The sequence below is a fragment of the Paraburkholderia atlantica genome (assembly GCF_000092885.1).
GTDB classification, from domain to species: Bacteria; Pseudomonadota; Gammaproteobacteria; order Burkholderiales; family Burkholderiaceae; genus Paraburkholderia; species Paraburkholderia atlantica.
Genome location: NC_014118.1, coordinates 1,763,968 through 1,781,556, shown reverse-complemented (window position 1 = coordinate 1,781,556; position 17,589 = coordinate 1,763,968). Strand labels below are relative to the sequence as shown.

18 protein-coding genes and 1 pseudogene are annotated in these 17,589 nt (G+C 60.6%); 11 read left to right on the top strand and 8 right to left on the bottom strand.

The window, feature by feature from the left end; translation table 11 throughout:
* The first annotated feature begins 79 nt into the window (after positions 1-79).
* The 6 genes from eutB (at position 80) to BC1002_RS24050 (ending at position 6,825) form a co-directional block, all read left to right on the top strand.
* Positions 80-1,111, top strand: coding sequence for a hydroxyectoine utilization dehydratase EutB (eutB, locus tag BC1002_RS24075; protein WP_013092608.1), 1,032 nt, complete (start codon positions 80-82; stop codon positions 1,109-1,111).
* A complete protein-coding gene (locus BC1002_RS24070; RefSeq protein ID WP_013092607.1) occupies positions 1,108-2,112 on the top strand; it encodes a cyclodeaminase in 1,005 nt (334 codons plus the stop codon). Before eutB ends, BC1002_RS24070 begins: the two co-directional genes overlap by 4 nt.
* Before the next feature lie 53 nt (positions 2,113-2,165).
* A complete protein-coding gene (gene doeB, locus BC1002_RS24065; protein WP_013092606.1) occupies positions 2,166-3,191 on the top strand; it encodes a N(2)-acetyl-L-2,4-diaminobutanoate deacetylase DoeB in 1,026 nt (341 codons plus the stop codon).
* A 7-nt stretch (positions 3,192-3,198) separates the two neighbouring features.
* The gene (locus BC1002_RS24060) at positions 3,199-3,690 is read left to right on the top strand and encodes an Lrp/AsnC family transcriptional regulator (RefSeq protein WP_013092605.1); all 492 of its coding nucleotides are present in this window, start codon (positions 3,199-3,201) and stop codon (positions 3,688-3,690) included.
* 169 nt (positions 3,691-3,859) lie between these two features.
* On the top strand, positions 3,860-5,383 hold the full coding sequence (locus tag BC1002_RS24055; RefSeq protein WP_013092604.1) for an NAD-dependent succinate-semialdehyde dehydrogenase: 1,524 nt from the start codon (positions 3,860-3,862) through the stop codon (positions 5,381-5,383).
* Positions 5,384-5,427: 44 nt separating this feature from the next.
* On the top strand, positions 5,428-6,825 hold the full coding sequence (locus tag BC1002_RS24050; protein ID WP_013092603.1) for an aspartate aminotransferase family protein: 1,398 nt from the start codon (positions 5,428-5,430) through the stop codon (positions 6,823-6,825).
* Between the two features lie 144 nt (positions 6,826-6,969).
* Here the strand turns inward: BC1002_RS24050 and BC1002_RS37900 are convergent, their stop codons facing one another.
* From BC1002_RS37900 to doeA, 8 genes and pseudogenes are all read right to left on the bottom strand, one after another.
* Positions 6,970-7,314: a hypothetical protein gene (locus BC1002_RS37900; RefSeq protein WP_157874744.1), complete on the bottom strand. Its 345-nt coding sequence runs from the start codon at positions 7,312-7,314 to the stop codon at positions 6,970-6,972.
* A 213-nt stretch (positions 7,315-7,527) separates the two neighbouring features.
* On the bottom strand, positions 7,528-7,737 hold the full coding sequence (locus BC1002_RS37895; RefSeq protein ID WP_157874743.1) for a lysozyme family protein: 210 nt from the start codon (positions 7,735-7,737) through the stop codon (positions 7,528-7,530).
* A pseudogene (locus tag BC1002_RS39035) lies at positions 7,737-7,940 on the bottom strand (hypothetical protein); the annotation flags it as partial. The gene BC1002_RS37895 and the pseudogene BC1002_RS39035, both read right to left, overlap by 1 nt.
* A gap of 125 nt (positions 7,941-8,065) precedes the next feature.
* Positions 8,066-8,470 carry a hypothetical protein gene (locus BC1002_RS24040; RefSeq protein ID WP_041735144.1) on the bottom strand — a complete coding sequence of 135 codons (405 nt, stop codon included), beginning with the start codon at positions 8,468-8,470 and terminating at the stop codon, positions 8,066-8,068.
* 1,171 nt (positions 8,471-9,641) lie between these two features.
* Positions 9,642-10,205 carry a lysozyme family protein gene (locus BC1002_RS24035; RefSeq protein ID WP_013092601.1) on the bottom strand — a complete coding sequence of 188 codons (564 nt, stop codon included), beginning with the start codon at positions 10,203-10,205 and terminating at the stop codon, positions 9,642-9,644.
* Positions 10,198-10,647, bottom strand: coding sequence for a hypothetical protein (locus BC1002_RS24030; RefSeq protein ID WP_013092600.1), 450 nt, complete (start codon positions 10,645-10,647; stop codon positions 10,198-10,200). The genes BC1002_RS24035 and BC1002_RS24030 overlap by 8 nt, the downstream gene beginning before the upstream one ends.
* A 223-nt stretch (positions 10,648-10,870) precedes the next feature.
* Complete coding sequence (locus BC1002_RS24025; RefSeq protein ID WP_013092599.1) at positions 10,871-11,962, bottom strand: alcohol dehydrogenase family protein; 1,092 nt, start codon at positions 11,960-11,962, stop codon at positions 10,871-10,873.
* Positions 11,963-12,026: 64 nt separating this feature from the next.
* Complete coding sequence (doeA, locus tag BC1002_RS24020) at positions 12,027-13,247, bottom strand: ectoine hydrolase DoeA (protein WP_013092598.1); 1,221 nt, start codon at positions 13,245-13,247, stop codon at positions 12,027-12,029.
* 331 nt (positions 13,248-13,578) lie between these two features.
* On the opposite strand from doeA, the gene ehuA reads away from it, so the two are divergent.
* The 5 genes from ehuA to eutA all read left to right on the top strand — a co-directional run bounded on the left by ehuA (position 13,579) and on the right by eutA (position 17,582).
* Positions 13,579-14,481 carry an ectoine/hydroxyectoine ABC transporter ATP-binding protein EhuA gene (gene ehuA, locus BC1002_RS24015; RefSeq protein WP_013092597.1) on the top strand — a complete coding sequence of 301 codons (903 nt, stop codon included), beginning with the start codon at positions 13,579-13,581 and terminating at the stop codon, positions 14,479-14,481.
* 83 nt (positions 14,482-14,564) lie between these two features.
* Complete coding sequence (gene ehuB, locus BC1002_RS24010) at positions 14,565-15,407, top strand: ectoine/hydroxyectoine ABC transporter substrate-binding protein EhuB (protein ID WP_013092596.1); 843 nt, start codon at positions 14,565-14,567, stop codon at positions 15,405-15,407.
* A gap of 74 nt (positions 15,408-15,481) precedes the next feature.
* Positions 15,482-16,141, top strand: a complete 660-nt coding sequence (gene ehuC, locus BC1002_RS24005; RefSeq protein ID WP_013092595.1) for an ectoine/hydroxyectoine ABC transporter permease subunit EhuC — start codon at positions 15,482-15,484, stop codon at positions 16,139-16,141.
* A gap of 4 nt (positions 16,142-16,145) precedes the next feature.
* Positions 16,146-16,805 carry an ectoine/hydroxyectoine ABC transporter permease subunit EhuD gene (ehuD, locus tag BC1002_RS24000; protein WP_013092594.1) on the top strand — a complete coding sequence of 220 codons (660 nt, stop codon included), beginning with the start codon at positions 16,146-16,148 and terminating at the stop codon, positions 16,803-16,805.
* 3 nt (positions 16,806-16,808) lie between these two features.
* Positions 16,809-17,582 carry an ectoine utilization protein EutA gene (gene eutA, locus BC1002_RS23995; protein ID WP_013092593.1) on the top strand — a complete coding sequence of 258 codons (774 nt, stop codon included), beginning with the start codon at positions 16,809-16,811 and terminating at the stop codon, positions 17,580-17,582.
* Positions 17,583-17,589 lie beyond the last annotated feature (7 nt).

The window sequence follows — 17,589 nt, the reverse complement described above, 5'->3', positions numbered from 1 at the left end:
CGCGAATCACTGCGTTTATCTGCGACAGCCGTGCCCGCATCGAATAGCGAATCGACCTCTTTGATGCAGGGCCTCATGCATGTCCGTTCCATCGTCAGCCGATCTGTCGTTAGCCGACATTTACCGCGCGCGCAGCCGAATCGACGGTCGCGTGTGCCGTACGCCGCTCGTCGAATCACCGAGCCTGTCGGCACACACCGGCACGCCGGTCTATCTGAAGCTCGAAACCGTGCAGCCGACCGGCAGCTTCAAGCTGCGCGGCGCGACCAATGCGCTCGCGCAACTGGCCGAGCAAGGCTGCACTCGCGTGGTGACCGCATCGACCGGTAATCATGGCCGCGCGGTCGCGCATGCGGCGCGCGCGCTCGGCATCGACGCGACCGTGTGTCTGTCGCGCCTCGTGCCCGCTAACAAGGTCGATGCGGTGCGCGCACTCGGCGCGCACGTGCGGATAGCCGGCCAAAGCCAGGACGAGGCCGAGCACGAAGCATTGCGGCTCGCAAGCGAAGAAGGTTATGCCTACGTGCCGCCATTCGACGATCCGCGCGTGATCGCCGGACAGGGAACGATCGGGCTCGAAATCGTCGAGGCCTTGCCCGATGTCGCGAACATCGTCGTGCCGTTGTCGGGCGGCGGGCTGTTCGCCGGCATCGCGCTGGCCGCGAAAAGCACGAGTCCCACGATCGGCTTGACCGGCGTGACGATGGCGCGTGGCGCCGCGATGCACGCGAGTCTCGCGGTCGGTCAGCCGGTGCTGGTCGAGGAAGTCGATACGCTCGCCGATTCGCTCGGCGGCGGCATCGGACTCGAAAACCGCTACACGTATGCGCTGACGCGCGATCTGATCGACGAAACCGTGCTGCTCGATGAGGCGTCGATCGCGCGCGGCATCGCGCATGCGTACCGGCAGGAACGGCTCGTCGTCGAAGGCGCGGCGGCGGTGGGGATTGCGGCGGTGCTCGATCGCGCGCTGCCCGCTGAGCGCATCGCGCGCGGGCCGCTCGTGCTCGTCGTGACGGGCGCGAACATCGATATGGATCTGCATCGGCGGATCGTCGGCAACGAAACGACGCAAGCCGCGCCGTCACTGAACTCACACATCGCATCATGACCTCGATCACGCTACTTGGCGAAGCCGAGCTTCGCAAACTCGTGCCGCTCGATCTCGCGGCCATCGACCAGATCGAAGCCGCCTTCGTCGCGCTCGCGACCGAAGCGGTTGCGATGCCGCCGATCCTGCGGCTCGATCTGCCCGCGCATAACGGCGAAGTCGACGTGAAGACGGCCTGGCTGCCGCGCCTCGACAGCTTCGCAATCAAGGTCAGTCCTGGCTTTTTCGATAACCCGTCGCTCGGTTTGCCGAGCCTGAACGGCCTGATGCTGGTGCTGTCGGCGAAGACCGGGCTAACTGAAGCGGTGCTGCTCGACAACGGCTATCTGACCGCGATACGCACGGCGGCCGCCGGCGCGGTCGCGGCGCGCTGGCTCGCGAAAGCGCACACGCGGCACGTCGCGGTGATCGGCGCGGGCGAGCAGGCGCGCCTGCAACTGCGCGCCCTGATGCTGGTGCGCCGCGTCGAATACGTGCGCGTGTGGGCACGCGACGCGGCAAGCGCGCTACGTTTCTCCGCGGACGTGAACAACACGCTCGGCGTGCGATGCGATGTCGCGGCCAGCGTTCACGACGCGCTCGCCGAAGCCGACGTCGCGATCACGACGACGCCGAGCCGCACGCCGCTCATCGAAGCCGCCGATCTGCATCCGGGCCTGCACATCACCGCGATGGGTTCGGACGCCGAGCACAAGAACGAAATCGCGCCGGCCGCACTCGCGGCGGCGCGCTACGTGTGCGACCGCGCGCAGCAAACGCGGGTGCTCGGCGAACTGCATCACGCGATTGCCGCGGGCACGATGCGTGACGATGCCGCGATCGTCGAATTGGGGCAGGTGATCGCAAAACAGGCGGCGGGCCGCACGAGCGACGCCGAAGTGACGATCTGCGATCTGACCGGAACCGGCGCGCAGGACACCGCGATTGCCGCGCTCGCGCTGCAGCGGGCGCGTGCCGCGAAGGCGGGAACGATATTCGGCAACGGCGCGCCGCTGAAATGACGCGCGATCAACGGTAAAACGCCGCACAAGCGGCTCACGAAGGAGTAGCACAGATGCGGGCATCCCCGATTCAACCGACGGTCGATTTCAACGCCGACGGCGAACAGCATGGTTTCCTGAAGCTGCCTCATTCTCACGACGTCTCCGCATGGGGCGCGGAGATGATCCCCATCACCGTGATCCGTAACGGCGAGGGACCTACCGCGCTGCTAACGGGCGGCAATCACGGTGACGAATACGAAGGACCGATCGCGCTGTCGAAGCTTGCCGCCACCTTGAAGGCGAGTGACATAAGCGGGCGCGTGATCATCGTGCCGTTCATGAACTTTCCGGCGTTTCGCGCGGGCACGCGCACGTCGCCGATCGATCGCGGCAATCTGAATCGCAGCTTTCCGGGCAAGCCGGACGGCACCGTGACCGAAAAGATCGCCGATTATTTTCAGCGTTATCTGCTGCCGCTCGCCGACTATGTGCTCGATCTGCACGCGGGCGGCCGCACGCTCGACTTCGTGCCGTTCGCGGCGATTCACGTGCTGCCCGATGCGACGCAGCAGGCGCGCTGCGAAGCGGCGATGCGCGCGTTCGGCGCGCCGTACTCGATGCGGATGCTCGAACTCGATAGCGTCGGCCTGTACGACACGGCCGTCGAGGAAGCGGGCAAGGTGTTCGTGTCGACCGAGCTTGGCGGCGGTGGCACGGCAACGGTGCAGAGCGTGGCGATTACCGAGCGTGGTGTGCGCGGCTTTCTGCAGCATGCGCGCATCATCGAGCACGAGGAGTCGAGTCGTAACGCACCGCGCACGACCACGCTGCTCGATATGCCCGACGGCACCTGCTACACGACGAGCGAGCACGATGGCCTGCTCGAATTGTGCAAGGACCTCGGCGAGATGGTCGACAGCGGCGAGGTGATCGCGCGGATTTACGATGCGAAGCGCACCGGCGCGGCGCCGATCGAATATCGCGCGCGACGCGCGGGCATGCTCGCCGCGCGGCATTTCCCGGGGCTCGTGCGGATCGGCGACACGGTTGCGGTAGTCGCCGACGTGCTCGAACGTGGCATACCGGTAACGGTCTGAACGCACGATGAAATTCGACCGCTACGATCTCGCGATTCTGCGCATCCTCGCGCGCGACGGACGCATCACGAAGTCGCGCCTCGCCGAAGAAATCAATCTGTCGATCTCGCCGGCATGGGAGCGCGTGAAGCGCCTCGAAGAAGAGGGCGTAATTCGCGGGTATCGCGCGGATATCGATTGGGTGCGCGCGTTCAAAGGCAGCCGCGTGGTGGTCGAGGTCACGCTCGCGCGTCATACCGCCCCGGACATGCGGCGCTTCGAGGAGCGCATCGCGGCGGCGCCCGAAGTCGTGCAATGCCTCGCGACGGGCGGCGGCGTCGACTATGTGATGCACGTGCTGTCGCGCGATATCGACCACTATCAGCGCTTCATCGATACGTTGCTCACCGACGAATTGGGTATCGAAAAGTACTTCACCTATATCGTCACGAAAGTGGTGAAAAGCGGCGCCGAAGGACTGCCTGATTGGGCGGAACAATCGATTGGCGAGAACGGTTGAATGGCGCGATAAGTGCGGTCCAAATACGGTCAAAAGTCCCGCCCGAAAAAAACATCAATCACGCGGCGAATTGCAGAAAAAACGCAGTCTTCCAACCGCGACAACAAAAAAATCCGCAGTGCCTGAGGACCTACAGTGATAGCAGAGACATCGCACACAGGAGGTCGTCATGTTGCTGGGTCATCCGGTCCTATTCAAATCGCTGTGCTACGTGGATGGACGCTGGGTTCATAGCGCGAGCGCCGCCAGCGTCGCAGTGCAGAACCCCGCGAATCAGGAAGTACTCGGCCATGTGCCGATGCTCGACGCGGCGCAGATCACTGCCGCGGTCGATGCCGCTCAGCGCGCGTTCGACACGTGGCGTTGGGTGCCGGTCGCCAAACGTTCGGCGCTGCTATTGCGCTGGCATGAGCTGATCCTGCGTCATCAGCAGGATCTCGGTGCGATTCTGTCGCTCGAACAGGGCAAGCCGCTTGCCGAAGCGCACGGCGAAATCGCGTATGGCGCGAGCTTCGTCGAATGGTTCGCGCATGAAGTGCGGCGTTTGAATGGGCGCACGATTCCGACGCATATCGATGGTGCGCATCTTGGCACGATCATCGAGCCGGTCGGCGTGGCCGCACTGATCACGCCGTGGAATTTCCCGTGCGCGATGCTCACGCGCAAGGCCGCTGCCGCGCTCGCCGCAGGTTGCACGGTGGTCGCAAAGCCCGCGCACGAGACGCCGTTCTCCGCGCTCGCGCTCGCGCAACTCGCCGAAGAAGCCGGCTTTCCGGCAGGCGTGTTCAACGTGGTGCTCGGCGAGCCGCAAATGGCGATGGAAACGCTGGTCTCGGATAGCCGCGTACGCTCGGTCAGCTTCACCGGATCGACGCGCGTCGGTGCGCTGGTGATGCAAACGGCGGCGCAGGCAGGCATCAAGAAGACCGCGCTCGAACTGGGCGGCAACGCGCCTTTCATCGTGACCGAAGATGCGGACCTCGCACAGGCCGTGCGCGTGGCGGTTGCTGCGAAGTTCCAGACTTCGGGCCAGGACTGCTGCGCGGCGAACCGGATCTTCGTCGCGCGTCCGTTGTATGAAGCATTCGTCGCGCGATACAGCGATGCCGTGAAGGCGTTGAAAGTGGGCAGCGCATTCGACCCGCACGTGGACGTGGGCCCGCTGATGCACCAGGCCGCATTCGACTCGACCGTGCAGCGCGTCGCCGACGCGCGTGAGAAAGGCGCGCGTATCACGGTAGGTGGCGCGGCGCACGAGCGCGGCGGCTGGTTCTTCGAGCCGACCGTGGTGGCCGATGCAGCGCCCGGCATGCGCATCTACGACGAAGAGAACTTCGCGCCGATCTCGGCGGTAACGCCGTTCGACTCACTCGACGAAGTGGTCGAACGCGCGAACGATACCGAATATGGACTTGCCGCCTACGTGTGCGCGAAAGATCTGAACACCGTGTTTCAACTGATCCGCCGGCTCGACTTTGCAATGGTGTCCATCAACGGCGCGAAGTTTACCGGCGCGCCGATTCCGTTCGGCGGCATCAAGTCGTCGGGGCTTGGACGTGAAGGCGGCGTCGAAGGGTTCGAGCCGTTCGTCGAGACACGTTATTTCTGCCTTGGCCAGCTTGGCTTGCCGGTCAGCGACAGCGCCCCCGCTCGTGCCGCGGCACACGCGATGGCGACGGACGCAACGGCCTGAATCTATTGATTCATTCATCCAGACATCACACGAAGGAGCGACCCATGACTATATTCGATCAACTGCTGAGCGCCGATCGCGCGCACTTCATGCATCCGTCGACGCACGCGCACGATCACGCGAGCGGCGCGCTACCGGGACGGATCGTGACCGGCGCGAAAGGCATCCGTATCGAGGACCATCAAGGCAAGTCGTTTATCGATGCATTTGCCGGCCTTTACTGCGTGAACATCGGCTACGGCCGCGCCGAAGTGGCAGACGCGATTTACGAGCAGGCGAAGAAGCTCGCGTATTACCACACGTATGTCGGCCACTCGACCGATACGATCATCGAGTTGTCGTCGCGCATCATCGACTGGTCGCCGAAGGGCATGAAGAAGGTGTACTACGGCTTATCGGGTTCGGACGCGAACGAAACGCAGATCAAGCTCGTCTGGTACTACAACAACGTGAAGGGCCGCCCGAACAAGAAGAAGATCATTTCGCGCGACCGCGGCTATCACGGCTCGGGTATCGTCACCGGCAGTCTCACGGGCTTGCCGAGCTTCCATCAGTTCTTCGATCTGCCGGTCGAGCGCGTCAAGCACACCGTGTGTCCGCACTGGTATCGTCGCGCGCCGGCGGGCATGAACGAAACGCAGTTCGTCGCGTACTGCGTCGACGAGCTCGAAAAGCTGATCGCGCGGGAAGGCGCCGATACGATCGCGGCCTTTATCGGCGAACCGGTGATGGGCACGGGCGGCATCGTACCGCCGCCGGCCGGTTACTGGCCCGCGATCCAGCAGGTGCTGAAGAAGCACGACATCCTGCTGATCTGCGACGAGGTGGTGTGCGGTTTCGGCCGGCTGGGCTCGAAGATGGGCGCGCAGCACTACGGCATTCAGCCGGATCTGATCACCGTCGCGAAGGGTTTGACGAGTGCGTATGCGCCGCTGTCGGGCGTGATCGTCAGCGAAGGCGTGTGGGATGTGATCGATAAGGCATCGCAGGAATCAGGCGCGTTGGGACATGGCTGGACGTATTCGGGCCATCCGATCTGTGCGGCCGCGGCGCTCGCCAACCTCGACATTCTGGAGCGCGAGAACCTGACGCAGAACGCGGCGCAAACCGGTGCTTATCTGCTCCAGCAATTGCATGCGGCGTTCGACTCTCATCCGCTCGTCGGCGAAGTGCGCGGCGAGGGCATGCTGGCCGCGCTGGAGTTCATGGCCGACAAGGATCTTCGCACGCCGTTCGATGCGGCGCTGAAGGTCGGGCCGCGGGTGTCGGCTGCGGCGATGCAGCGTGGATTGATCGCGCGGGCGATGCCGCATGGCGACATTCTTGGCTTTGCGCCTCCGCTGGTGACGTCGCGCAGTGATGTCGACGAGATCGTCAAGTTGACGCGCGAGGCGGTGGATGAGGTGGCGTCGCAGGTGTTTGCGCCGGCTGCCTCGCTTTGATGAACTGAGGTGTGAGAAAGCCCCGGCTGCTGTTATGCGGTAGGTGGTCGGGGCTTTTGTTTGCTTCGGGTGGTGGTGGCGCTATTGCTTCATGATCGCCCACGGCGCTAGAGCCGCCGCGATAGGATTCATCGCGACCATCGCCTACGATGAGCAAGAGGAAGAAATATCGGTAATCTGCATCGTAGGAACGCGTTCCCCGGTAGTAACAAGCCTCAGACACTTACCTTTCTTCGCATAGTTGAAAATACATATTGGCCGATCTATCGCACAGCTTTCCACTTCTTTGATGCCATTGCGTATTAAAATATTTCCTACACCGATATGTTCGCCGGGCGTTTTTGATTGAACAGGATGCCAACCCTTTTGGATTAGAAGTTTCCTGGCGTTCAAAAAATTCATGGCGACTTTTACCTGATCGGCATGAGCGATCACGGAAAACACAACCAATAGCCCTGCTGCAATCGAAAGTCTAGTCAATTGCGCCACCGTAATTTTTGTATGACCATGAAAAAACCTCATAGGTAACGTAGGGCTGCTTATAACGGCCCGGCAACTCTTTACCCTGCGGTAAAGCCGCCTATCTGCGCGACGCGGCTGACAACGCAGTGTTGATATCCCCCGATTTGACCGAGCCAATTACTCCAATTGAACGAAGAATCTCGATCGCGAAAATGTCTTGGATATGAGGGCTGAAATCCTTTAGCCCATTTTTTCGCTCATTTCGCGCCACGTATCAATGTTTATTTGATATCGACTCGCGGCGGTTGTGTGACCGTCGTATCCTGCTCCGGGGTGTGTCGAATAATCGCTAAAAGTCCATTTTTCATGCACCTTCCCTTTGATTCCGCCGTACTTCAGGTGGTAGTCGCCACCTTCGGCGTCACCAATTGAGTAAATAAAAGCTTTCACCCTAGCGCTTTGATTATGTCGTACCCGGTTGCTAGCGAACGCCGCCGATCAAAAGGAAAGAACTCTCCGGTTTCCGCATTCATAGCCTGTGCCGACGGCATCGGCGGGAAGTTGGCGTAGATCGAATAGGTAATGCGACAAAGGTCGCAGACCTCCTCGTCCGGCGTCTTCTTTCCAGTGCCATCCTGATTCCGTTTCTCCATTGGATTCCTCATGAACTTTCAGGCGATGTCGGATACTTAACCATCGAGAGGAACCACGTCAACAGCCTTAAATCGAGATAAGCCAGTCTTGAAAAACATTGACGGCGACTGCTACGAAGAACCTTTCATTTACTTCGGGCGGAATTGGTGTGAGGCGGTTCAATTTCGATAGAATCCAAGGTTTCGCTGACCGATCGTGTTTCGCGCAGATCACCGCCCACGATTTCGTGCTGGTGTCTGTCGAGAAATCGGATCTTCGTGTCGATTATCAACGTAACCGGGACGTCGCCGTGGGAGCTATGCCACACGGCTTGAAATTTATACGGTCCGATCCGAGCGCCGCCCATATGCGGCATTGTCGCGCTATCTATCCTGTCTCCCCATCCCGTATCCGTAACTGAAAAGTTTTCAGTTATGAACTGTTCAAATTGAGCGCGCGCCTTGAGCATTGGAACAATGTCGCCGTGAAAACTGACCGATCCATCCGCATGAGCGGTCGGAATCAATAGCGCTCCGACGAGCGTAGCCATATATCTTTGAGCACAGATCCTTTTATTCACGATTCAAGATCCAGAAGATCTGGACGAGCATGCCTTTAAATCTATGCCGTGCTTTAGTCCTCCCGGAACGGACTCCGGTTGCCCTTGTTCCGCAGGTCGTATCGTCACACTATCGATATGCTCTTCAATGCGGACTGCCGTAGGCAAATTTCCATTGACCTTCCTGCCGCGCGAGTCGATGAAATCTATACGCGTGTTTATCGTCAGAACTACTGGTTTTGAACCTGAATTCCCGCGCCAGTTTGCCCACATCGAGTAAGGCCCGATTCTGGAACCCCCTAAAGCTTTCGATTGGACGTCTCCAATTCGCGTTCCCATTGGATCGCTGACGATATCGAAGTTGCAGAGAACGAGTTCTCTTAAGTCTGCGTTCTGATTTAATAGCGGCATGATAGATGAATCGAAATCGACTGAGCCCGTACCATCTAGTGCGAAAGCGGTAAGCGGGAGACACGACAAGAGCGGAAGCAGTCTTTTCATTTCATAGCCCAGAAAATTTGACCCGGCGAGAGCCGATAGCGTTGTGACGATGCATTGGCACGCTCCTCCTCGGATGGCGGCGGCTTCGCGCCGCCTTGTCACTGACGGCTATAGGTACATGGACCCGCATCAGAACCGCTGGAAATTGTGCTTGCTCGGCAAGATGCTGCTTCGTAGCGACCGCTTCTCTGATTGAAGCGAAACTGGGTTGTGTAACACGTTATCGCCGTACAAGCCGTCTCTGCGATGTCTCGCATTCCACCATGCTCCACTTGCAAGATCTGAAAAACATCAGCGTTTCCTTCATGCAGGATGCGCCCGTTAGAAACAAGCCAGTGCTGGAATTGATGGGCGCCATAGAAAGGTGCGAAATATGGGTCCAAGGTGGGCCGCACGAATCGGATTTCCCGCCCCCTAAGGCTAATTGGGACGGTCTTCCATACGAGCCTTGTGCTTGGGTCCTTCGGTATCTCGCCCGCTTGTGCATAGCCAGTTAAATCCTGCGCTCGCTCTTCGTGTTTCATCAATGCGCTTGCGAACGCATGAGTGACGTGATCCCATCCGCTCGTTGAGTCTTCAGTTCGATTCTCGAACACGATTTCTGAGGCAACTGCATGACCAGTCGTAAGGCCTGCGAGTAGTAGCGCGATAGCAGTATTTTTCATTTTGGTGTCCCACCGCCCGCAATAAACCACGCCTTTAGAGTCGCAAATTCATGAACCTGAAAGGACACCCATTCATGAGGCTTTAGCTTCTCAATGGCATGCTTAATGTCCCCGGCTATCACCGAGTCAATTACATTGTGGACGCGAACGTCTTCAACCGCGATAAGGTCCTGAGTGTGCGGGGAAAAATCGTCGAGACCCATCGCCTTCTTGCCATGTTCGGTCCACGCGGCTCTGTTAATCTGGTACAGACCGGCAGCGGTAGTGTGCCCATCTTTACCCGGCCCCGGGTGAGTTGACTCGTCAGCAAAGGTCCACGTCGTATTTCCGGGATACCAACCGTACTTCGCGTGATAGTCGCCGCCTTCAGATTTTCCAATCATATAGAGGAACGCCTTGACATTGGTATTCTTGAAATAATCCTCGTTCTCTTCGAGGCGCGTCTTCTGTCGTGACGCAATGCGAACCTGTTTCGCGGCGCTGTCGGCGGTAGTCGTCGTCGTTCTTCGCGCGGCATGGGCGAGATGCTTGCCCGAAGGGGATGTTACTGTCTTAGGCATGTTTCGCCCCGTTGCAATAGATATTGATTTCTTCAGCCGAACTGGTCATGGAAAGACGGTGTGTATAGCCGCTCGCGTCAGTCATTCCATGTTCTATATCGCCGCTTGCCCGTTCGACGGCATATTCAACGTTGACTAATGGCTTACCCGTGTGAGTGTCGAAAAGTTGGAATTGCTCGTTGTAGTTGATACGCCTGGTCACCGGGGAGCGTCCGCGACAATCACACGCCCACGCGTAACCTAGCGCTTTGATCATGTCGTATCCGGTTGCTAGCGAACGCAGGCGATCAAAAGGAAAGAACTCTCCGGTTTCCGCATTCATAGCCTGTGCCGACGGCATCGGCGGGAAGTTGGCGTAGATCGAATAGGTAATGCGACAAAGGTCGCAGACGTCCTCGTCCGGCGTCTTCTTTCCAGTGCCATCCTGATTCCGTTTCTCCATTGGATTCCTCATGAACTTTCAGGCGATGTCGGATACTTAACCATCGAAAGGAACCACGTCAACAGCTTTAAATCGAGATAAGACCGTCTTGAAAAACATTGACGACGACTACTACGCGCGAAAAAAAGCCCGCCATGAGGGGCGGGCTTGCAAGGTGACGTGTGCGCAACCAGGGCTGAGATGGGCCGTAATGCATCGGCCAGTGTTTTAATCGCAATGAGAGTTATTGCGAAACTTCGTCTCCGTAATGCCGATCCGGAATAACAACGATATTCCCCACGAAGCGCTTCTCCATAAACCGCGTCTGCGCATCATGAAACTTCGAAAGCGGATAAGTCGCCGCGAGAACCGGTCGAATCGTACCGCTCTGAATATAGTCGAGCACACGTTTGAACGCGCCGCGCGTGCCCTGCGACGATCCATTCAACTGCAACTGCTTCAAATACATCGTGCGCAAGTCGAGTTGCACGACCGGCCCGGCGATCGCGCCCGCGGTCGTATATCGCCCCTCGGGCCTCAGCACGTTCAACAGCTTGCCGAACAGCGCCCCGCCAACGAGATCGGCAACCACATCGACGGGCCGGCCACCGGTCATCCGTTCGACGTCCGCGATGAAATCGCCGCTGTCGCGCAGCATCACGCCTTGCGCGCCGAGCGCGAGCACGGCTTCTTCCTTGCCTTTGCTGACCACCGCATACGGAATTGCGCCGCGTGCGCGGCATAGCTGGATGATGGCCGAGCCGACGCCGCCGGACGCACCGGTAATCAGCACTGCTTCGCCGCGCTTGACGCCTGCGCGTTCGATCATCTGCTCGCCGGTGTGATAAGCGCACCAGAACGTGGCGAGCTCGGCGTCGGAATAGGTGGAGTCGACACGATGCGCGTTTTCGGATGGCACGGCCGTATATTCAGCGTACCCGCCGTCGCGGCCATGGCCGATGTAATCGATATCGGCGAGGCTGTCGTCGTCGCGGTTGTAGATCGACGCGTCGACGATCACGCGCTCGCCGATACGCGCATCGCTGACGCCGCGACCCACCGCAACCACACGTCCGACGATATCCGCGCCCTGAATGCGCGGAAACGTCAGCGTCGAGCGGCCGCGTCGCCACGTCGATACCGCTTGCGGGTCGTCGTCGGTGCCGTAGGCGCCCTGGCGGACCCACACGTCGGTATTGTTGAGACCGCATGCGGTCACATCGATCAGTACCTCGCCGGCCGCACAGGCCGGCACCGGCACGTCGTCGCGATAGACCAGGTTGTCGAGGCCGCCGTGCCCGGTCAGCACGACGGCCTTCATCGTTTTCGGAAGCATGTTTCCCTCTTGTTGGAGCGGGCATCGTGCTTCGCGAGTGGATGCGGGCACGACGCCCGTGCGATTACGGTTTGACGAACAGCTTGCGTGGCGTGCGGCAGAAGGTCTCGACACCGGTCTTGGTAATCAGGATGCTCTCGGTGATTTCGAGGCCCCAGTCGTCGAGCCACAGGCCCGGCATGAAGTGGAACGTCATGCCGGGTTCGAGGACGGTCTTGTCCCCGGGACGCAGACTCATCGTGCGCTCGCCCCAGTCAGGCGGATAGCTCGCGCCGATCGGATAGCCACAGCGGCTGTTCTTCTCGATGCCGTATTTATGCAGCACCGCGAAGAACGCATTGGCGATGTCCTCGCAGGTATTGCCAGGTTTCGCCGCGGCAAGTCCCGCCTCGATCCCTTCGACCACCGCGCGCTCGCCCTCGATGAAATGCTTCGGCGGCTTGCCCAGATACACGGTGCGCGACTGCGGGCAGTGATAGCGCTTGAAGCAGCCGGCGATTTCGAAGAACGTGCCGGCGTCCTTCGCGAACGGCGTGTCGTCCCAGGTCAGATGCGGCGCGGCCGCGTCGGCGCCGGTCGGCAGCAGCGGCACGATCGCCGGATAGTCGCCGCCATGACCGTCGATGCCGGTAATGCCTGCCGAGTAGATCTCCGCGACGAGGTCGTTCTTGCGCATGCCCGGCTCGATTCGCTCGACGATATGCGCGTGCATCTTCTCGACGATGCGCGCGGCCACGCGCATGTACTCGATCTCGCGTAGCGATTTGACCGCGCGCTGCCAGTTGACGAGGCCAGTCGCGTCCTGCCATTTCGCGTCCGGCAGATGCGCGACGAGCGAGCGATAAGCGGCGGCGCTGAAATAGTAGTTATCCATTTCGACGCCGATCTTCGCGTTGGCCCAACCGCGCGCCGCGATCACGTCGCGCGCGAGATAGTCCATCGGATGACGCGCGGTGGATTGCACGTAGTGATCCGGATAGCCGACGATCTGATCGTGCTGCATAAAGACGGTGCGTTTTGCACCATTCGCGTCCTGACCGCGGCCGAACCAGACCGGCTCGCCATCGAGCGCGAGCAGCACGCACTGATGCACGTAAAACGACCAGCCGTCGTAGCCGGTGAGCCAAGCCATATTGGTCGGGTCCGACACGATCAATAGCTCGATGCCGGCCGCCTGCATCGCCTTGCGCGTCTTGGCAAGACGCGCGGCGTATTCGTCGCGTTCGAACGGCAGGCGCACGACGGGCACCTCAATTCGCGATTCCTGTTGCGTCGTATCTGACATCTTCCCCTCTCTCTGAGCGTGACGTCGTTGCGGGAAGTGGCGCGCGGTGCACGTGAATGCGGCGCCACGGGTATTTCTCGCCGCAGTCTAATGCCGCGAAAAAACGCCTCCGAATGTGCTAGTTCAATGTTGGTGACGTTATCGACGGATGCGGTGTGCTTGTTGCAGTGCACCCTTCGCCTACCTTTGCCCGTGCGGAAAAAAGAATTGTTCTAGAGCAATCTGGTTTGCAAATATGGCTGCGTATTCTGGTTCGCATTACCGGCGTTTCCGGCGCCGCAGCCGCATTCCATTGACTCAAGTCACGTACGACGAACGGGATCGAATCGATATGAACACTGCGCGAGTTACCGATCTATTGAGCGCTTCAGGCATCGCCCCGGCAAGTCTTTCCTCCGAGCGCACTGCCGCGCCTGCAAGCACTCGGGCGCGCCGCGACGAAGGCCCGGCGAACACGCCATTGATCCGACTCGACCGGATCACGAAACGATACGGCGCGCTGACCGTGCTCGACGAACTATCGCTCGATGTGATGCCCGGCGAGAAGCTGGCGCTGATCGGTCCGTCGGGATCGGGCAAGACGACGATCCTGCGCATCCTGATGACGCTCGAGACGATCGACGGCGGCCATATCGAGGTGGACGGCGAACAACTGTTTCATATGCCGCGCGGTGGCCAGATGGTGCCCGCGAACGAAAGGCATCTGCAGAAGATGCGCGAGAAGATCGGCATGGTGTTTCAGCACTTCAATCTGTTTCCGCACAAGAGCGTGCTCGACAACGTGACGCTCGCGCCGATGCTGACCAAGGGCGAGAGTCGCGAGTCGGCGGAGAAGCGCGCGCTGGAACTGCTCGACATGGTCGGCATGGCCGATAAGGCAAAGAGCCGTCCCGCGCAACTGTCGGGCGGGCAGAAGCAGCGCGTGGCGATCGCGCGGGCGCTCGCGCTCGCGCCGCGAATCATGCTGTTCGATGAAGTAACGTCCGCGCTCGATCCTGAACTCGTGGAAGAAGTCCTGAACGTGATGCAGCGGCTCGCGCGCGAAACCGATATGACGATGCTGCTCGTCACGCATGAAATGGGCTTCGCGCACGACTTCGCGGACCGCGTGTTGTTCTTCGATCGCGGCAGGATCGTCGAGGAAGGCAAGCCCGAGGACATCTTCACGCATCCGACCCACGAGCGAACCCAGACCTTCCTGCGCAAGATCCTCGCCGCGGGTCATCGAATCTGAGGCGGCCCGCAAGAGGTTGTTTTTCCGACGCTGAACATCACCCACTACTACGTCATACCACTACGCCATAGGAGCCAGAGATCATGAAGCTGAAGGGGATTCTGATTGCAGGAGGGTTGTCGCTGCTGACGCTCGCGAGCCTCGCATACGCCGCCGACGATAAGCTCACGCAGATGCGCCAGCAAGGTTTCGCTCGCATCGCGATCGCGAACGAACCGCCGTTCACCGCAGTCGGCGCCGACGGCAAAGTGACGGGCGCGGCGCCCGATGTCGCGCGCGCCGGGTTCAAGAAGCTGGGCGTCAACGACGTCGTCGCGTCGGTCTCCGAGTATGGCGCGATGATTCCGGGCCTCGCGGCCGGACGGCATGACGCGATTGCGGCGGGGCTCTTCATGACGCCGCAGCGTTGCGCGGCCGTCGCCTATTCGCAGCCGGTGCTGTGCGCGGTCGAAGCGTTCGCGGTCAAGAAAGGCAATACGAAGAGCATCAAGACCTACGAGGAAATCGCGAAAGATCCGAAAGCGGTGATCGGTGTGGAAGGCGGCACGACCGAGCAGAAGCTCGCGACCGCCGCGAATATTCCGACCGACCGCGTGGTCATCGTGCCGGACGGGCAAAGCGGTCTGAAGATGCTGCAGGACGGCCGCATCGACGTATTCGCGTTGCCGCTTCTTTCGATCACCGATCTGCTTTCAAAGGCGAAAGACCCGAACCTCGATTCGATCGCGCCGGTGCAGAACACGCCGGTGCAATGCGACGGCGTCGCGTTTCGCAAGCAGGACACCGCGCTGCGCGATGCGTTCGATGTCGAGCTGAAGAAGATGAAGGATTCCGGCGAGTTCGCGAAGCTCGTCGAGCCCTATGGCTTCTCGGCGAAGGCGGCGATGTCGGCGAGCCGCGAACAACTGTGCGCGGCGAAGAACTGAGGCCGCGATAGCACGCCATGCGCGCGGCACGGTCGCGCGCATGGCCCCCGATACATTGCGCGTGAGGTGCGTCGATGAACCACTGGTCCGGTTATTTGGAGCTGATTTTGCAGGGGGCGCGGACAACCGTCGAACTGACGCTGATGGGCGCGGTACTCGCGCTCGTAATGGCGTTCGTCGCGGGGCTCGGGCGTCTGTCGCGCTTCTTCGTGGTGCGCGCGTTGGCCACGTCGTATATCGAGTTCTTTCGGGGCACGTCGATATTCGTGCAGCTGTTCTGGGCGTACTTCGTGTTGCCGATGGCCGGCCTCACGCTGACGCCGCTGCAGGCCGGCGTGCTCGCGCTCGGTTTGAACGTCGGCGCGTATGGCGCTGAAGTGGTGCGGGGCGCGGTTGCCGCGATCGGCCACGAACAGCGCAGCGCCTGCATCGCGTTGAATCTTTCCCGCTATCAGCGCATGCGGCACGTGATCCTGCCCCAGGCCTTGCCGCTGATGCTGCCCACCTTCGGCAACAATGCGATCGAGCTGCTGAAGGGCACGGCCGTCGTGTCGCTGATATCACTCGGCGACATGACCTTCCAGGCGCAAGTGGTGCGCTCGCAAACCGGCAATACGTTGATCCCGTTCGCGACGATTCTCGCGCTGTACTTCGGCATGGCCTGTCTGATCTCGTTCGGTATGCGCAAACTGGAAAGCCGGATGAGCTTCGGTCTCGACCGCATCAGGAGATAGACGAATGGAATGGGACTGGAGCTTCGTGCGCGAGATTCTGCCAATCCTGCTGCAAGGCTTGGAGATCACCGTGCTCGCTACATTGCTCGGCGCGGTGGTGGCGGCCGTGGTCGGCATGGTGATTGCCATTTTGCGGCTGGCGCCGAATCGCGTGGTGTCGCATGGCACGTCGGCGGTCGCGGGTTTTATTCGTGGCACGCCGCTGCTCGTGCAGTTGTATTTCGTGTTTTACGTGCTGCCCGACATCGGCATCAGGATGCCTGCGCTCGCGGCGGGTGTGCTCGCGATCGGCGTGCATTACGCGACATATGCGGCCGAGGTTTATCGCGCCGGCATCGAAAGCATTCCGCGCGGGCAATGGGAAGCCGCGAAGGCCTGCAATCTGAGCCCCGCGCAAGCCTGGCAGCACGTGATCCTGCCCGAAGCGGTGCCGCCGATGGTGCCCGCGCTCGCCAATTACCTGATCTCGATGTTCAAGGAAACGCCATTGCTATCGGCGATCACGGTCCTCGAATTGATGAATCAGGCGAAGATCATCGCGAATACGGACTACCGCTATCTGGAGCCGATGACGTTGGTCGGCGTGCTGTTCCTGATCATCAGCCTGATCGCGGTGGCCTGTGTGCGCCTCCTTGAGAAGCGTTTTCCGGCTCCGGGGCATTGAACGATGCAAATAACTATTCGGCAGTTCGAGCGCGCGCCGCATCTGATCGAACGCGCTTTCGACAAACGTATCGGCCTCGTGATTCTCGCGACCGATCACACCACCGAGCCGGATTTCGCGGCACTCGTTGCGAACGAGCGTATCGGCATTTACGTGAATCGCGTGCCGTATGCGAACCCTGTCACGCCCGACAATCTGCGCGCGATGCAACCGTCACTGACCGCGGGTGCTGCACTGATATTGCCCGACGAAACGCTCGACGTCGTGATGTATTCGTGCACGTCGGCATCCGTGATGATCGGTGATGCGCAGATCGAGCGGGCTATTCATGCGGCGAAGCCATCGGCCAGAGTGGTCGCTCCAACGGCTGCCGCGGTCACTGCGCTCAACACGCTCGGCGCGCGGCGTATCAGCGTGCTGACGCCGTACACCGCCGAAACGAGTCGGCCGATGGCCGAGTACTTTGCCGCGCAAGGATTCGCGATAGATCGCTTCTCATGCCTGGGTCTGACCGACGACCGGGAGATGGCACGGATTTCGCACGACGATATCGTAGCCTTTGCGCGCGAGGCGACGGCGCGGGACTCCGATGCGCTGTTTATCTCGTGCACCGCGGTGCGAGCCGCGCGGATCATCGCGCGAATCGAAGAGGCCACCGGCAAGCCGGTGGTCAGCAGCAATCTCGCGACCGCATGGATGTGTTTGCGGCTGTGCGGCGAGAATGAGCCGAGGCCGGAACAGGGACGTTTGATGACGCTGCCGTTGCTGATGCGCTGATGCGAAT

Coding starts and splice junctions, on each gene's coding strand:
- eutB (WP_013092608.1), top strand. CDS start 80: ATGTCCGTTCCATCGTCAGCCGATCTGTCGTTAGCCGACATTTACCGC.
- BC1002_RS24070 (WP_013092607.1), top strand. CDS start 1,108: ATGACCTCGATCACGCTACTTGGCGAAGCCGAGCTTCGCAAACTCGTG.
- doeB (WP_013092606.1), top strand. CDS start 2,166: ATGCGGGCATCCCCGATTCAACCGACGGTCGATTTCAACGCCGACGGC.
- BC1002_RS24060 (WP_013092605.1), top strand. CDS start 3,199: ATGAAATTCGACCGCTACGATCTCGCGATTCTGCGCATCCTCGCGCGC.
- BC1002_RS24055 (WP_013092604.1), top strand. CDS start 3,860: ATGTTGCTGGGTCATCCGGTCCTATTCAAATCGCTGTGCTACGTGGAT.
- BC1002_RS24050 (WP_013092603.1), top strand. CDS start 5,428: ATGACTATATTCGATCAACTGCTGAGCGCCGATCGCGCGCACTTCATG.
- BC1002_RS24040 (WP_041735144.1), bottom strand. CDS start 8,470: ATGGCTACGCTCGTCGGAGCGCTATTGATTCCGACCGCTCATGCGGAT.
- BC1002_RS24035 (WP_013092601.1), bottom strand. CDS start 10,205: ATGCCTAAGACAGTAACATCCCCTTCGGGCAAGCATCTCGCCCATGCC.
- BC1002_RS24030 (WP_013092600.1), bottom strand. CDS start 10,647: ATGGAGAAACGGAATCAGGATGGCACTGGAAAGAAGACGCCGGACGAG.
- BC1002_RS24025 (WP_013092599.1), bottom strand. CDS start 11,962: ATGCTTCCGAAAACGATGAAGGCCGTCGTGCTGACCGGGCACGGCGGC.
- doeA (WP_013092598.1), bottom strand. CDS start 13,247: ATGTCAGATACGACGCAACAGGAATCGCGAATTGAGGTGCCCGTCGTG.
- ehuA (WP_013092597.1), top strand. CDS start 13,579: ATGAACACTGCGCGAGTTACCGATCTATTGAGCGCTTCAGGCATCGCC.
- ehuB (WP_013092596.1), top strand. CDS start 14,565: ATGAAGCTGAAGGGGATTCTGATTGCAGGAGGGTTGTCGCTGCTGACG.
- ehuC (WP_013092595.1), top strand. CDS start 15,482: ATGAACCACTGGTCCGGTTATTTGGAGCTGATTTTGCAGGGGGCGCGG.
- ehuD (WP_013092594.1), top strand. CDS start 16,146: ATGGAATGGGACTGGAGCTTCGTGCGCGAGATTCTGCCAATCCTGCTG.
- eutA (WP_013092593.1), top strand. CDS start 16,809: ATGCAAATAACTATTCGGCAGTTCGAGCGCGCGCCGCATCTGATCGAA.